Origin of the sequence: Rhodococcus sp. APC 3903, from assembly GCF_030407755.1 — a bacterium.
Lineage (GTDB): Bacteria > Actinomycetota > Actinomycetes > Mycobacteriales > Mycobacteriaceae > Rhodococcus_F > Rhodococcus_F erythropolis.
Map to the genome: position 1 here is coordinate 1 of NZ_JASDCV010000022.1, position 16779 is coordinate 16779.

General features: G+C 58.0%; 7 protein-coding genes and 4 pseudogenes. 5 read left to right on the plus strand and 6 right to left on the minus strand.

Annotation, left to right across the window (positions count from 1 at the left end):
- From QMA15_RS25825 to QMA15_RS25840, 4 genes and pseudogenes are all read right to left on the minus strand, one after another.
- Positions 1–559, minus strand: a pseudogene (locus QMA15_RS25825) (hypothetical protein); the annotation flags it as partial.
- 97 nt (positions 560–656) lie between these two features.
- The gene (locus tag QMA15_RS25830; RefSeq protein ID WP_290287073.1) at positions 657–1331 is read right to left on the minus strand and encodes a BPL-N domain-containing protein; all 675 of its coding nucleotides are present in this window, start codon (positions 1329–1331) and stop codon (positions 657–659) included.
- A complete protein-coding gene (locus QMA15_RS25835) occupies positions 1331–5311 on the minus strand; it encodes a Pls/PosA family non-ribosomal peptide synthetase (protein WP_290287074.1) in 3981 nt (1326 codons plus the stop codon). Before QMA15_RS25835 ends, QMA15_RS25830 begins: the two co-directional genes overlap by 1 nt.
- A 2246-nt stretch (positions 5312–7557) precedes the next feature.
- Positions 7558–7762, minus strand: a pseudogene (locus QMA15_RS25840) (IS3 family transposase); the annotation flags it as partial.
- A gap of 770 nt (positions 7763–8532) precedes the next feature.
- Between QMA15_RS25840 and QMA15_RS25845 the strand changes: the two are divergent.
- The 3 genes from QMA15_RS25845 (at position 8533) to QMA15_RS25860 (ending at position 12682) form a co-directional block, all read left to right on the plus strand.
- Entirely contained in the window at positions 8533–8739 is a 207-nt protein-coding gene (locus QMA15_RS25845; protein ID WP_290287075.1) for a hypothetical protein, read from the plus strand.
- 1002 nt (positions 8740–9741) lie between these two features.
- The gene (locus QMA15_RS25850; protein WP_290287076.1) at positions 9742–10185 is read left to right on the plus strand and encodes a helix-turn-helix transcriptional regulator; all 444 of its coding nucleotides are present in this window, start codon (positions 9742–9744) and stop codon (positions 10183–10185) included.
- A 1387-nt stretch (positions 10186–11572) separates the two neighbouring features.
- Complete coding sequence (locus tag QMA15_RS25860) at positions 11573–12682, plus strand: GGDEF domain-containing protein (protein WP_290287077.1); 1110 nt, start codon at positions 11573–11575, stop codon at positions 12680–12682.
- 693 nt (positions 12683–13375) lie between these two features.
- On the opposite strand, the pseudogene QMA15_RS32830 reads toward QMA15_RS25860, so the two are convergent.
- Positions 13376–13633 (minus strand): annotated as a pseudogene (locus QMA15_RS32830) (SUMF1/EgtB/PvdO family nonheme iron enzyme); the annotation flags it as partial.
- Positions 13634–13671: 38 nt separating this feature from the next.
- Positions 13672–14638 (minus strand): annotated as a pseudogene (locus QMA15_RS25865) (IS481 family transposase).
- Between the two features lie 1079 nt (positions 14639–15717).
- On the opposite strand from QMA15_RS25865, the gene QMA15_RS25870 reads away from it, so the two are divergent.
- Positions 15718–16068, plus strand: coding sequence for a cupin (locus tag QMA15_RS25870; RefSeq protein ID WP_290287078.1), 351 nt, complete (start codon positions 15718–15720; stop codon positions 16066–16068).
- Positions 16069–16316: 248 nt separating this feature from the next.
- Positions 16317–16682 carry a hypothetical protein gene (locus QMA15_RS25875; protein WP_290287079.1) on the plus strand — a complete coding sequence of 122 codons (366 nt, stop codon included), beginning with the start codon at positions 16317–16319 and terminating at the stop codon, positions 16680–16682.
- The last annotated feature ends 97 nt before the right edge of the window (positions 16683–16779 follow it).

Here is a 16779-nt window from a genome sequence, read left to right on the forward strand (position 1 = left end):
AGGCTGTACGAGCGGTGGACAATGCGAGTCGACCCACGACCAGTCCTGTGCAGATGTAAGTCATCCACACGAGCGCAGGGTATTCGCCCGTGAATGCCAAGGTGGTCAACAACTGTTGGGGCCGGTGGAAAAGGTCGGCGAAGGATGCTTGATCGGTTATCGGTCCGCTCAGACGAGGTCGCACGAGTTGGCTGAGCAACGGCATCGCGATGCCGTTGACGACAGCAATCACCACTAACACGGGAGTACTCAGATAAATGAGCGGTACGGCCAGAAGGAACATCAGCGCGTAGTAGGTCAAGATGACCGTTCCATAGGCGGGGTCTGTATAGCCCAACATCAGTCCGATCAGGCCGATCAAGAGGGCTCGGGTGAGGAGGGAAGCGACGATACGCGTCGAGTCGGCCCCGAGCGCCCGTTGGCGACGTTCAGCGATGAACGAGATGCTGACCCCAGCAAGCACAGCAAACATCGCGGCGGCGCGGCCGGCGGCTACGCTAAATGTCCAGGTGGGGTTGCCGGCTTCGTCGAAGTCGCTGAGTGAGTGAATTGCGATCATTCCTATGACCGCAATGCCTCTCGTGACATCGATCCCTCTGAGGCGGGATGTTTTCGGTGCTTGACCCATCATGGGGGGCGTGGAGTGAGGGTTCATGTCAGTTCATCACCGAGTCAATGAGGTCAAGACCTGCACCCGTTCCGAGATCGGTCGGTGCGCGCAGGCCGGAATCGGAGAACCAGCTATCATCAGCTTCTGGATGAGGGCCGACGACACCGACCCGTCCGCATCCGAATGGTGTTGTCATTGCAGCTATTTCACCGTTCTGATAGGAGGCGATCACCTCGATGTCGACTTGTCTGCCTTGAATTTCGAAGGTCGGGCCGTCTTGGAAGTACAGAAACCGACGTCGTCCACGCCAGAGGACGGTCGCCACTGCAGGGTCGGTCGATTCGATGTCCGCATGCGAAGTCGTAATGTATTGGTCGGTGTCTCCGGGCAGAAGGTCGAATCCGGGAGTGGCGCCCGCAAGGTAGCCCCCCAGGCAGAAGCCGAGATATCGGCCGCCGTTTGCCACGTAGTTTCGCACGGCGGCACGGTGATGTCGCATGTGACGCCAAGCTGGACGGAGCTCGTCTCCACCGGGCTGCACGTAAAGTGCGGCGGTAGCAAGCACACTCCGATTCAGTTGCAGATCCTCACGTCGGCCGACATAACGGATATCGAAATGTCGCGGACTTCGACGCAGAAGGGCCGCAACGGATTCAGCGCAGCCAGGAGTGGTGGCACCGCCGCGGTAGACGAGAGCCAGTGGTCGGGTAGATCTCGGCATCAGCCGACCGCCTGGGCTGGAATGCCACGCCATGCGGTGTGCGGGGGTAGTTGTTCACCCTTCATCAGTAGTGAGAGCGATTCCAGTTCCGCTCCTTCGCCGACAATGGTGTCGTAGAGAACTACTGCTCGGGCGCCGACGGTGGAGCCCCCAGAGACCGTGACGGACGACATTTTCATGACGCGGTCCTCGAAAAGATGCGTCTGTAGAGAAACACCGCTCTCGATTACCGCGGCGTCACCGATGTGGACCAAATCGAATTCGGTCAAGTAGGTGGTGCCCATCCACACGCTTTTGCCGATGCGGGCGCCGTACCAGCGCAGGATCACCGGCAGGAACGGAGTGCCGATGAGCTGGTTGAGCAGTACTGGTACAGCTGCGGATTCGTAAAGGCCAGTGACGAATTCCGATCGGCGTACGAACTTGGCCCAGAGGGGTTCTATGCGTGGATGGTAGGCACCGACCAGATTATTTTTCGTGCCGACCGTGAAGAGCACAACACCGAGGGCCGTTGTCAACGCCAGGAAGGGCGCGGCGGCGATTGTCCAGCTCACGGATGTCGTTCGAGCGAACTGTGAAAGCCCGAGGAGATAGAAATAGAGGCTGATACCGATGACAGTGGCAGGCAGGGTGATACGGAAGAATTCGATAGCGAGTCGGTGTGCGACAACGGAGCGAGGCGGCGCGAATATTTCCGAATCGTGGTACACCCCGCTAGCTTGGCGGGCGGGTAAGAACATGGCGGGATTACCCAACCATGATGACTGTGGTGATACGCCGGACGTAGGTGGAACGGTGAGCACTCCCACCAGGGATCCCTCGCCGGTGCTCATTCCACTCGGAAGAACTGCCGCATTGCCGATGAAAGCCCGGGTTCCGATTTCCGTGTGTGCGAAGTTCATTCGACCGTTACAAAATGTCGAGCCGCCGAGACTGGCCATATCGGCCACGAAGGCCTCGTCGTTGACGGTGAGTAGATCAGGATCGAGGTGGGCTGCGGTTGAAATCTCAGCTCCCCGACCGATTTTCGCGCCGAGTAGGCGCAACCACGGTGGAGTATAAAGTGTGGCGTAGAGCGAGTTCGTGTGCAACAAGCTGATTTCCAGTAGTTTGTCGGCGATCCACTTGCGGACTCCGAGAGGGGACGCCTCGTAGAAGCAGCCAACCGGCATATGCGGCAAAACTATCCTTTTGCCGAGCCCAACAATGGCGCATACGCTGATCACATATACCGTCCCGGAGAGCAGGGTGGCCAGTAGCGATGCAAGCATGCCGTATTCAAGTAGGACGATCCAGACCAAGACGAGACTGGGGACGATAGTTGCTATCGCGAGAGCCTCAAGTGCGAACACCGCGACAACTGTGAGCGTCAGCAACATCGGCGTCCAACCTCGTGTGGGGCCTGCGGCCGCCATCATTTCCACACGGTCATCGAGTGCGTCGACGCGCTCAGCCGGTGACCCGATCCATCGCTGTCCTGCGGGAACAGTCGTTCCATCGGGCAGAGGTGACTGGTCGCCGAGCATTGCGTGGGGCCCCACTGTCGTCCCTGGCCCCAGTACACAGTTTGCTGCGATATAGGCACTCGGACCGATTAGGATGGGCGCTACTACGACCTCGTTACCGACGACTCTCCACGGTCGGAGGTCAGTGTTGTAACCAATCGAGACCCCGTCTCCGATCGTGACCAGCGCCGGGAAGGGGACGGTAGCGGTTCCCAGATAGGTATCGCGGCCAATCGTCGCTCCGAGCGCACGTAGGAACTGGGTCATCAACGGTGATCCGCTGAGAACCGACGTCGGTGCGAGCGTCATGAGGTTGTTGACCATCCAGAGTCTGAGGTATGTGGTGCTCCATAACCGATATCGGCCAGGTCTTATCCCGGCGGATAGTGGAGGAACCGCAAGCACCGGCACAACCCAACGCACCGCCAGGTAGGTGGGAACAGTGGCGATGAGCAAATCGATGAGCGTATCGAAAGAGGGCTGACCTCGATGATTGCTATACACGATCGAGACTGGGATCGTGACGACCAACAGCACTACGAGTAGGAAAATACCTTGGACTACGCCCGCTCGACGAACCTCACGGCCGCAGACGGACGGTGTGTCTCCATCGGTATGACGGTCTTTGAGGACAGCTGCGGTATCGCGGTCGAGGCAAGCGGGGGATGAAGGGACAGGATCGATGCTGGCGGTCAAGCTGCGCACAGTGGGATTCGCGTAAATGTCACGGATGCCGGCTCGCGAGCCGATTCCGCTCTCTCGCAATTGCGTGACCAACTGAGCTGCTGCCAGGGAATGCCCTCCCAGGTCGATGAAGAAGTCCGCCTCGATCGAAATTGAGTCGGTGGGGACGCTCAACAGTCCGGCCCACAGCTCTCGCATTCGGTGTTCGTGTTCATTGGTCGGCGCGACCACCGGCGCGGTGGACTCTATGAGGCGGCGTCCTGTCGGTTTCGGCAGCCTCGGCCGGTCCACTTTTCCGCTCGGCATCATGGGCAGCTCTGATTGAATATCGAGGAAAGCCGGGATCATGTACGCCGGCAGTCTCCGGCGGGTTTCCCTGCTCAGCCGGGCTACGAGGTCATCCAGGTCGGGGTGGGCCCCGGGGATGAGGACGACCCAGGAAGCGAGCTGCTCGACACCCGCCACGGTCACGAGCGAGACTACCGCGCTGGCGATATCAGGATCGACGAGGAATGTGCTTTCGATCTCGCCGAGGTCGACGCGGTGGCCGCGGATCTTGACCTCGCTGTCTGCTCTACCCAGATACTGGATTTTACCGCCGGAATCGACGCGACCAAGGTCGCCGGTGCGGTAGAGACGGCCGTTTCCTGCGAGCGGGTGCTCTATGAAACGGACTGCGGTGAGTTCCGGACGGCCCACATAGCCACGGGCGACGCCTGGTCCGCCGATACAGATTTCTCCGACCTCTCCGCCTGTGACTTGGTTGTGCTGTTCGTCGAGGATGAACACCGAGTAGGTCGGTAGCGGAACGCCAATGGTGACCGGGCGTCCGGGAAGCAACTCGCACCACGTGGCGGTGACCGTCGCTTCAGTCGGCCCGTAGGTGTTGAGTATTCGCCTACCCGGGCGGGCCCAGCGCTCGACAAGTTCTTGCGGGCATGCCTCGCCGCCCACGAGAATCGTTCGCAGCGAGGGTATTTCACGGGGGATGGTAGCGAGCAGTGTGGGGACGCAGTACACGACAGAGATTGCGTGGGATTCGAGGAAGTCGGCGAGTTCCCCGCCCAAGCGGCCGGTTCCTGTTGGCCCTGCAATGAGGGACGCACCAACTGCCCACGTTGGCCAGATTTCCTCGATCGAGAAGTCGAACGAGATGGACATGCCTTGATAGACGCGGTCACACTGGCGGACGTCGTAGATGGTGGGCACGATATCGAGGAAGTTGCAGATGCTCGATTGGGCGACATCAACACCTTTTGGGCGCCCGGTAGAACCTGAGGTATAGAGAATGTAGGCAGATGGATCATCCTGGGATGCAGCGCTTTCCGGTCTCGAAATGGGTTCCAAGTCGATCAGCGTTTCGGCAGAGTCAATCTCTATCCAGCGAATGCCCAATGGCGCAAGTGCGTCTCCGAACCGAGAATGCGAGAGAATAAGGTCCACGTCTGCGTCGCCGGTGATGTAGCCGATCCGCTCCGCAGGTGATTCCGGGTCGATCGGGACGAACGCCGCACCGGCCTTCAGGGTGGCCAGCAGCGCTAGGTAGGTCTCGGCCGAGCGGTCTAGCAGGATGGCAATCCGCGCACCGGCCCCCAGCGAGATGAGGAAGTGTGACAACTGATTTGCGCGATTATCGAGATCAGCGTACGTGTAGGCACGCCCCTCGCTTTCCAGGGCGATCTCGTCCGGGACGCGGTCGGCCGTTTCCTCGAAGAAGTGATGGAGCCTTCGCGTTTTGCGCATGGTACGAAGCGCGCCATCGTCGGGTGCATACGTCCGGAAGTTGGACATGGGTACCTCTCTGACTCTTGTGTATTACGAAGCGCGGAAGCTGACTGGATGGGTGCATGATTGTCCGGATAGGAGGGCCGTACGGCCGTACAGTAATCGTCGTGGAGGATCGGAAGTTTCCAACCCTTCACGAATTCTGGGCAAGCCCGCCGAGTTGGACTAGTTTTCAGTGGATGGGCTGGTCTGAGCAGTCGGATTGTGTCTGTTCTTGCTGTGGAGGATCTCTGGTAACACTCCATGATTTGGGTGAAAATTATGGGTGTTTCGGCTGGTGGGCCCATTGCATCCGGAGTTACGACGCCTTCATTCGGTATTCCGATGTTAAAGCGCGATCGATAAGTTAACCAAACGATGTCCGGACTATCCTCTTTGCTTTAAAACCACTTTTGACTGAGTGGGTACGAGATCAGCGGGCGTGCTAATCGTAGAATTTCTGTCGTTAACCCGGAAAAACTCAAGGATTTGAATGGAGATTTGAATCAATGTCCGCCCCGACTTGGTTGCATTTCAGTCAGCAGGGATGGCCGTCTTTTCCCGTCGAGCGTCAACACTCCGTGTAAAAACGCGGGCCCCAGTGCACTTTCCGTTTGTGCGTAGACCGGGTCCTAATAAGCGCGATGAGTCCTGAAATGTTTGCGAATGCGGGTATCAGTGAAGCGTCCTGATCGCTGAAAAGTCTCGTTGTGTCGTCCCTCCGGTCGTTGCGGGATAATAAATCGAGAGGCAGTCCATCTCGGGTTCGCACCTCTGTTGTGCGTGTCATCGTAATTGATCAAAGCTCACTGAACACCCCCCAGTGGTCACTTGATTTCGCTTATACGAGCAAAACATACCACAAGTTTGTTTCCTGTTGGTGGCGACCTTGTGCCCGCGGCACCACGGGCTTAGGCGATGCTGAAATCTGCTGCAGCAGTAGGACTAAAGGGAAATAAGGTACTGCTCGCTGCGTTCATCACTCAGCGGCAAAAGCGCCACCGTGCTATCCGCCAGCCTTGATCCTCGATCGATTCCCTTCGCTGCCGTCGCATTTGTCTGGTTAATTGTCGTATTTGTTACAAGTGTCTTTGGGTTTGAAATACCTGAATATAGGTTGATCTTGCGGGTGCCCGTTCTTTTTGGCAGTCTCGGGTGAGCGCGAGAAAGTAACGAACCGTGATCTCCGCATGTGCTGTGGCTGGATCCGTGTTATCGAATCAACACTGTCGCAATAAATCTGAGCGCTAGCCGTTGGCTTCCGTGGATGCGGTGACATGAGGAGCGATCGACAACATGTCGATCGAGAGATGCGTCCGGCGGCGTAATGACGTCGGAGCAGAAGTCTGAGCAGGTTCTGGCGAGTCAGTCCATCAGGCGCCAAAAGACGGGCGAAATGTACGAGATACGGATAGGGGATGATGTTAGGTGAAATATCGTCGAACGTCCCTGGCTGACTGGCGGGCCGTAAACCGTTGGTGGCGAGTGATTCTGTGAGGTCTCTAGCAGGGGGTCAACCTCGAAGACTGGAAAGGTGGCGGGCAATCAGTGGGTCAGTCAAGGCGCAGCTATCGAACATCGTTTGTGCAACCGGAGAGAAGGTTTGGCGCACTCGGAGACAGAGCGCGACTTCGGGTGTTGAGCGGTGTTTGATCGGTCACCCTGAGATTCGATCGGTTGCTCTGATCGTCAGATGCAACTCATCTGGCGATGGACCGACGATTGCTTTCATCGTGCCGGCGGGTGAGAGCATGCCCACTCGCGCAAAGATCACGGATTTCCTTACGGCGTCGGGCTTCTCATCGTTGGTGTGCCCTGATTTGCTTGTTCGAATTCGCACCATGCCGTTGACTTCAGGTGGGGAGGTCGATAGGGCTGTTCTCCGACGGATTCTGACTTCGCATTCGTAGACCGAAATTGACATACCTCCCGTGCGCGGGTTCGGCCGCTGGCGCGTGAAGTGGAAGTGGCGTGGCTTGGATCGCGTGGTCGATCGAACCGAAAATTTCTTGAAAGCCAAGCTATTTGAATCTAGGTTACGGGTGGTTGTATGAGTAATGGACGTCAGTTACACGGTGTCGGCGGCGGGCGCTCGTCCATCGCGTGTTGAATGCGGTGGGTGGCAATTAGAGTGATCATCCCACACCTCAACGGCGGGGCTGCGTCCACTTCAGCTCACATTTGGGGCTGATATCCCAAGCCAGTCATACAGCCAGGTTGTTGTCTCAAACTCGATTGGCGTGAGCTTCCCCAGGGCGCCGTTGCCGGTGTTAGCGATGGTAGGTCCTCTCGATCCAAGTCACAATTGCCAGCTGTAGTCGTTCCTGACTCGACCACCGTTGACGGTCGAGGATGTCCTGCTGTGACAACGAGAAGAACGGTTCCGTCGCCACCACATACTCCGGCCCTACCCATGAAACCTGGTAAACCGTCGTCGAACAACGCATGAACGGTCTTTCTTGGCGGAAATTGGCGACCCGATCGACACGGTCGAACTTCACAAGTTAGATGTGAACCAAACCGGGGCAGCCCCTAGTTCACTGCATCGCCAGAGCGAATTGCGGAAGGTAGGATGAAGTCGAGTTCGGGAATTTCCCCAAAGCTGGCGGATGGGACAGCATCCTTTGTGGAATCTGATTTCACGTACAGTGCGGCTACGGTTAAGGCCGAGGAATGATCGACGGATTGCTGGCAATGAAGAATCGCGCGCCAAGGCTTCCCGTGAAAAATTCATGCGGGTCAGACTACATTTAGCCAACACTAATGAGTCGAGTTCATAACGGGTGAGTCGAATCAAACGGCACGAGATTTAAAATAGTAAATGATCTTTGGAACTTAAAAGTTCCATCGCAGGCAATGGTGGGGGATTGCCTCATTGAAGTGTAGTTCATCATTTCATGAGGCAATCCCCCTATTTCTCATTTTTGAATCAGAGTTTCCACTGATCTTATTTGAGGTGGTAAAGCGTCACTGCTGGATTACGATCCATTCATGAAAACTCGGAGGAGCCTGGTAAGTGCTGCGAGATTGAGGGTCATTCGAAAACTCCATTCATTCCGTGGCAAGCGGGATGCTTGCCGATATCTCAAATTAGCACTCAAATCTCAGCTAATCAACATTTGATTTTTATCCATTAAGTCGGGTTTGGCTTAAATGGTCTATTTATCACTAATTGCAATATTTCACGGGCCAGGAAAAGCGTCAAACCCCAAATCGTACATATCCCCACGGGAACTAAAATCGGCCGATTGGAAACCCATGCGAACTACCCCGACGAAACGCGCAAATATGACCTCGTCCGCGATTCTCAACATCCAGAGGCGAAAAGCGACCTTGATGAGGGGACTGCCGTGGGCTCGGCAGGGATGTCCAATATGTCGGGTGAATATGCAACATTAAATAGCCAATTGTTAGCGGCCGATTTTCGGACGAGCCGTTTGGGTGCAAGAGATTGAAACTGCGATGACAGTGGGAGCGAACTACCGGCTCCCTCTTGCGGCATGCAATGTCTATTAGTTGGAGAAAGTTCAGGTCATTGACATTTTCTGACCAGTGAAGTCCGCGCTATTGCACGCCCATGCCGGTCGGGGCGGTATTAACAGAACTGTTGCCAATCGTGGGAGGCTCTGTCATCATTGGGCAGGGCAAAACCATTGCGCATAATTTTGCCAATGGTAAATCCGCCATCGGCGGATGCGAATTGATCAAAAAGGGATACTGGGCACATTTTGGGTTTTTGTTGGTGCGTTTGTGTCCGCTACCGAACTGAGGGGGTTGTCATGTTCAGAGAACTATCCAGCGCATAGGAGGTCGCTCAGAGTAGTGCTCTACGGCAACCTGTGAGCCCCGCACCAGTGAGCGCCTTAGCCAACTCCAGGTCCATAAATTGCGCCCAAACTAGCGGTCCGGGATGGTGATAAATCCCACCGATACAGGAGTGTCGGCAAGCTAACGAAAAATAGAGAACATGGGAAGGGGGATCTCGTAACTGGCCGTTTCGGAGACTTATTCTCCTGTCCTTTCTTCCACGACAGCAACGAGTGAGGTGCAGATCTATCTCGATGTTAGGTGCCCGGCGGGAAATCGATCACCGCCTCGGTTGCGCAGACTGCACTTGAAGCCGGGGCACCACGGAGGCTGGAGTGTAGTAGTCAACCCATCCGACAGGCTTTGCTTGCGATATTCTTGTGAGAGCAAATATTGGGTGAGCGAAAATTCGTGGTCAGCCACCCTCTTCGCGAATCGTGAAATGATACTTCCCTGCCCAGACAAGGGTTCCCCTTTTGAAATGACGTCCTTTGTGGTACGTGAGAGGGTGCAAATCTAAAAAATCGAGAAAGGTCGATGACGGTGGCCGAAATAGTACTGGGTTGTGTCGTTTTTATTAATTCTGAAAATGAAAGCAACTCTTGTGGCTGGAACATCGCGAAGGCAGGACTGCGTTATGGAGGGGTGTAGTGGATATTTATGATTTTAGGGCAAACGATTGTGGCGATACTTTCCAGGTTCGCCTCAACGAGTTGTTCGCGGCTGCGGGTCGACGCTTGACGAACCGCGAGGTAGCGGCCGCTATTCGTACCCATGGTTGTCAGATCTCGGAGGTGTACGTCTCGCAGTTGCGCGCTGGGGCGAGGCGCAATCCGTCCGAGCAGGTGCTGTCGGCGTTGGCAGCGTATTTTGAGGTGCCGCAGGACTTTTTTTTCGCGACTCGTTGGTCCAGTGGGGGCGTCCAAGCCCACGACCATGACGCCGCACTCGTGGATAGTCTGTCCACGTCGCGTCTGAAGAGGTTCTTGACGCTGGCGGTCGGTCTTTCAGGACGGAACTTGCGGCTATTGGAAACCGTGGCCGTGGAATTGAGTGACGCGGAGCGGAGACGCGACGAAACGCGCTGCGACTGATAACCGAAGGTCGGGGCAGGACTGCGCAAGTGGCTTGGCGCCTGGTCACTGGTGCAGAAGAACATTGGTGTTCTCGAGTTCACTTGTCCAGTGCACTCGATGTGGCGCGAAGGTTCTGACTGACGACGAGTGAGGAATCAACCTTGCGAGGTGATGGGATCCGAGAACATCGCGGTCCAGATGGTATGTAGGTCGGCCCGTTTCGGGCCGGGGCCTCGATTGCAAGTTTGCCGTGGGTTGCGGAGTAGGCGAAGCCTGGATCGGGAGTGCCTACATTTGCAGGAGGTCCCGGTGATGTTTTAGCGTACGAGTGTTGGCTTTGACGTGCAGGCACTCTCGGTAGCGGCATCCGCGATTGACGGTCAGACGGGTGAAGGTTCAAACAATGATTATGCCCGGATCACGGCGAAATTCTCGGCTGGTCGCATTCGCTGCCGGGCCCGGAGAAAAGTGTCTACGAGTCCGGGCCGACCGGATTCGGCCTGTGCCGACCCCTAAATCGTGCAGGCATGGAGTGCGTGGTGGTCGCGCCGTCGCAACTACAGAGACCTGCTGGTGACCGGGGCAAGACCGATGCTCGCGGTGCCTTTGCACCTGGCAAGGTTGTTCCGGCTGGACGAGAGCAGCGCTCACGGCAAGCGGGTCAGTCCCAACCCTGCCGTGAAAAGTCAAAAGGGGAGAAGCTGTTGTGCTTTTGCTCAAGTCCAGTTGCGGTGGGATGAAGTAGGCTGATGAAGTCCATTCTGCAAAAGGGGCCGGCTTCGTAATCGCTGTGCTGCAACGTTTTCCGAAAGTTCTCTCCAGATTTGACAGGCCCGAGACGATCGAGCCCTCAGAAGGGCCGTCGAGGATGCGGAACCACGCAAGGGGCGAGTGTCGGCGATGACCTCGAACCGCCGCCACGAATCAGTCCTACCGGCGGCATCGCTCAAGCAAACATCAAAGTAGCCAAGTGATCGCTAAAGAAACAAGCCGTCGACAGGAATCAGATCCGTACTCAGTCCGCGAACGAAGGGCCGGTTCAAGCGTGCGCAATTTTTGGCAGAAGTGCTGTGCACGCACACTAAACGAACGCCAACGTTGCAGGTTAAGCTAGTTTTGCTGACTTCTGGCGAGCATCTCGGAGCTTTGGGTCCGTCCGCAGGCATGACTCCAACACGCGTCGGATCCCATTTGCGTGAAGCCATCTGTACACTAACCGCAGATTAGCCACTGGGGACAGGTGGAGGAACTCTTGCGTTTCTGGCCAGCGGCATCCATATCCTTGGTGCGGGGATCGCCGGCGTCGACCTAGTTGTCATTGCAAGGGTGGGGCGGAGAGGAGTCAGTTCACGATGAGCAGTGCAAACCGTCGCTATGGCGCGCTGAAGCATTCATGATGTCTCAGATGAAGTCCATGAGGACGCTGACCCGCGAGTGGCTGCTTCTTCCCGATCAGTATGACCGTTTCACTCGCTATCTCCGCGACAACGGCCTCACGACCGCCACTCGGCTATTACTTGGCATCATTGTGATCGTGATGGGAGTGTGCGCACTACTCAACAGGTTCAGTCCGGCCGGTCCGGCAAGCACGATTGCGCTGTTCTTCAACAGTGTTGTCGTGATCTCGTGCTTCATGGTCGGAGTCTCATGGTGGGTCTTCGGCCCGACAAAGCGCCGCTCGTTCGGCTTTGTCGTCTTTTGTGACGTTGCGGTTTCGATCGCCATTCTCGGCGACTCGGCGCCGCTCGGACGTCTGCTCAGCTCCGTCATCTACGTGTTGATGGGTATCTACATCGCCTATTTTCACAATCCGAAGTTGCAGATCGCACACCTGACCTTCTCGGTTGTGATGATCGTGGTGGCTGCGCAGCCGATCCTCTTCGGGCCGGAGCGAGATCCTGCGCTCGGTGTTTCGAGAGTGCTGGTTGTCGTCACCGCTCTCCTGATCTGTGCGTACATCTCGCAGATCGTGCTGGCGATGCTCAGCGTGGACGCGTCCAGCTCCGACCTCGATCCCCTGACCGGGCTCTTGAACCGTCGTGGCCTCGACCGCCACGTCGAGAAGGTACTCGCGGAGTTCCAGCGTCAGGAATCGGCGGCACTACTCGTGATCGCGATCGACATCGACCGGTTCAAGACGATCAATGACGTCCACGGTCACGACGTGGGCGACCGCATAATTCTCCGGGTTTCACAGCGGTTGTCCGCCTGGGCGCGTGCGGATGCTGTTGTCGCACGGGTCGGCGGGGACGAATTCATCCTCGCTCAAAGACTTTCGGTGCCGGCCATCGGACCTTTGCTCGACTCGATCGGACCGGCAATGCACTCGAATACCGACGAGATACCGTCGATATCGAGCATCGGAATCGCCGTGCGTACCCACAAATTCGTCGCCGGAGAAGAGCGTGCAACAGCGTTCACCGACATGCAGAAAGTCGCCGATTCGGCGATGTACGAAAGCAAGAGACTCGGCGGCGGACGTGTTCACACGATCGTCACCACCGCGAACAGGTAACAGCACGCGAAAGGGGCCCGGAGGCCTGACCGCACGCGCGGTGGCGGTTGCGATGATGGAAGTGGCGAACCAGGTTTTCTCGCGACTGACCCCAGAAGTGACGCTGTAGGCAGATGGAAGGGTGAACCTGTCCTGCGTATCGGGACCAGTTGCGGTGCAGCATCGTGTCGTCGCGAACGATGGCGGAGGCAGGGAAAGTAGGGCGGTGCAACTGCTATGGCGACTCCGAAATTGGTGGCACTCTTGCGAACCCCCCCGAAAAAAGACATTTCGGTCACTGTCAGCTTCCGGCGAAGGTGCCGATTATGTGTCCGGGCTGTGCGCCGGCGGTGACTGCTCCAGGGGGCGGTCGCCAGGGCGAATCACCACTTCGTTTCAAGTGGCGGCGCTTTTTCTGTGTCGCCGGTTTCACTCCAATTGTTGGTTCAACCTGGAAGGAACTGACACGCAATGGAACCTGAGGTTTCCGTTGGATCTATCAGGGGCGTTGCTGGTGCGGGCGGTGACTCGGTAACGGTTGCAGTACGAATCGTGGCAGAGGTCTGAGCCGCCACGGGTAACCTTCGGGCTTCGGTATTGCGTCCTGTGGAATTGTCGGTGCCGTTGGTGGAGTGATCGGTTGTCCACCAGTCCCCGCACCATTCTCAGACGTTCCCTGCTATGTCATGAAAATCGAACCCGTTGGGCGCGAACTTATCTACCGTTAAGGTTCCGGCATATCCGTTGGCGCGTGTGTTCTCGCGCGGAAATTTTCCTTGCCAGATGTTGCATCGGTGAACACCGTTCGGTGTCAGTTCTCTCCTCGCGTGTTTCGGCTTGTTCGAGGTAGCCTCTGGCTGCGTACTCCCATTCGGTGTCGGTGGGCAGTACTGTTCCTCCCCAATTACAGTATGCGAGGGCGTTATTCCACACATGGGCTACCGGGTGATTGCCTCCACCGGAGATGTCGCTACCAGGTCCTTCGGCCGTGCCCTAGGTGTACCCGGCCATCAGGTTGGTGACAGCCGGCTGATCGGCGGCAGGCCTCCGAGTGCGCTGTGACGTCGTCGAGTGTTGTAGTGCTCGATCCAGGGCGCAAGCGCGGCGGTGCGCTCGGCGTTGCTGGTGAACACCTGCCGGTAGGTCCACTCGGCCTGCAGGGTGCGGTTCAGTCGTTCGACCTTGCCGTTCTGCCACGGGCAGTGCGGTTTGACGAACTTCTGACGGATGCCGTGCTGGGCGCAGACCGCACGCAATCACCACCGGTAGGCCCAGGCGTTGTCGGTCATTAGCCGTTCGATCGTGGAGATCCCGTTGCCGGCGAAGTAGTCGATCGCACGGATCGGGAAACCCGCACAGGTGGCGCCTTTCTCGTCCGGCAGGACCTCCGAGTGGGCGAGCCTGGAATGGTCGTCGACGAGCGAGTGAACGTAGTCGAATCCAACCTTCGTCGAGTAGTCCCGCTCCCGGTGCTCGCGGCCGCGGGCACGCCATCCGACGCCGTCGGGGATCCGGCCGAGCTTCTTGACGTCCATGTGCACCAGCTCGCCGGGGCGCTGGCGTTCGTAGCGCACCGCGGTGGTCGTCAACGAGCGGATCACCTCACCGGTCAACGGGTCGCAGTCGGCCAGATACGGCACCTGGTGTCGTCGCAGGACACAGGACGCGGGAGACGGTGCGGGCCGGCACCCCGAGTTCCGCTGGGAGCCAGTCCGGTCCGCGTCGTTCATGCATGCGTAGTTCGACGATCCGCGTCTCGACTGTGGCCGCGGTTCGGGTCGGCATCATGTGGGGACGAGAGGACCGATCGTGCAATCCCGCCTCACTCTCGGCCGCGAAGCGGTCCACCCAAGTGGACACACATTTACGGGAAACCCCCATCGCGCTGGCGATATGGGCCTTGGGCCAGCCGTCCCGGTGGCGTTTGACGATGAGCATTCTCCCGAGATACGTGGTGCGGGCATTACCGTGGGACACGAGAACCTCCTGTGGGAAGTGGGCCTTCGACAAGCCACACCCCATCCGGAGGTTCTCTTCACGTCAAGCCGACACGCCCGCTAACAACGTCCTGGCCGGGTACACCTAGGATGCTCCTGCATATCCACACCACTAGGGGTCCGCTCAGATAGTTGTGCGTTGCGGCGGAGCGCTGTGGGCAGAAATTCGGCGAACACGTAGACCATCCGCGTCGGTAACGTACCGGGTCTCGGATACGAACGCGGCAAAGTCAGCGTTGGTCACTGCGCGGACGTCGACGCGACGCAAGGAAGGAAATGTCTGAAATATGTTGCTGGGCAGTCCTTTCTGTCACGAACGGTTTGCGGGGGTAACGATTCTTGGTTGTGGCTGGTCCGGCGCGTGTTGTGTGGGGTCATGACTGCGGTGTGAGGACGATCCGCACGCTGCTGGTGGCGGCGTCAGCCCATGCTTGCTCGGCATCGGCGAGGGGTACGGCCCGAGCGTGGATCTGGAAGTTGCCGTTTGGTGGTCGCGTTGGCCAGTTCGGGTAGCTCGGCGAGAATCGTCTGGGTGCTGACTGATCCTTGGCCGCTGCCGACGATCTGTAGTCGCGTGGCGCGAAGAGCGGCCGAGGGGATGGGTGCGCTCGGCCCGGCGATTGAACCGATCTGCAGCCAGGTCAGTTGCTGATTGTCGTCGGTGCGGTTGGGGACGATTGCGTAGAGCGCATCGGCGGTCGGCGGTATCCGCCGATTCTCGGTTGTATGTGCCCCAGGCGGGGAACTCAGTGGTCGCCGTCGAGGGGGCGGGTATCGATTGTTCGATCAGATCTCCTTCGGGCGGAGGCCATGTGCTGTCGAGTTCGGTGCTGAGGGCCTCGATGTCGACGGCATCCACCGCATTTGGGTCGGCTGGGATGGTTTGTTCGATGTAGTCGGCGTCGGGTGCCGCGTCGAGGTCTGCGGGAAGGTGGTCGCGTTCCATGGTGATGGTCCTATCTCTGATAGGCGATAGACGTTTGGTCGGTGTGGGTCACAGTCGGTCGCGCCCGTGCGGAGGACGGCTTGGCTGGTGGGAGATGAGTTAACATCGTTGCCATGCCGCATGCCGTGGTTGACGCCTTCACTATTCCTGCTGGACACGGGCCGCATCCGGCGGCAAGTCCGTACGATCGCCGTGTCAGCGAAGCCCTCGATGTCACCGCGTTCGAGGTCTACCAGGTAGAGCTCCCGCCGGATGCCGAGACGGTGCCGCACGATCACATCGATGACCGCAATGACGATGTTTACGCCATCACCGCCGGCGACGGCTGGCTCGCGGTCGATGACGAGGCCACTCCTGCGGGGCCTGGGCAATTCATATCGGTCGATATGCGTCACACGCGTCACCCGCGTGCGGGCCGGAAAGGCCTGAGCTTCATCGCTGTGTGTGCCGAAGCCACACGCTGATTGATACCGTGACTGGGTGAGTTCGTGACCGGATCGGGCCATGCTCGTCGGTATCGGACTCAGTGGTGGCTGTTTCCTGGCTCTTTCTGTCAGTATGACTGCTTTCACGCTGGCGGCATGATGAAGGTCCCTCGGCCAGGGTGTTGCCTGGCGCTCAAATTCGGTGCCACCGGCTTGTTCTGGCCGTCAGTGATCGGTGTTGCCCCGTTCCAGCGCACAGGATCTGGCTGCTACCAAGTTGGAGATTCATGAAGATGAAACCAGTCGTCGCCGGTGTTGTTGCCCTTCTTCTCGCATTCGCTTCCTACGCAGTGGTTGCGAGCTGGATATCGAGTGACAATTCTTGGGGTGGATGGGTTTTCGCTGAATGCCTTGCAGGTTTGGGCGTCCTGGCGGTGTGGACCGTTCGCTGCATCGCTGCCGATCCAGCGAAGTTCATTCTCGCGGTCTATTCCGTGACTGCATTGCCCGTTGCTCTGGCTGCCCTTGTCGCGGAGAGCTTTACCCGGGCTGGAGGTATTGCCGGAGCGTCGGTGGTGTTTGTTGCGATCATGGCAGGCGGGGGAGAGCATGGCTCAACCGCCTCGGGTGAAAACGGTGGCCATGACCGCTGACCGGACAGCCCGCGGTTCAGCAGTGCGGCGAGAGCGAAGTGCAACCCAGATAAGGTGCGCACCAATTCGGTTGGTGCGGAAGATATTTTGTGGGCCC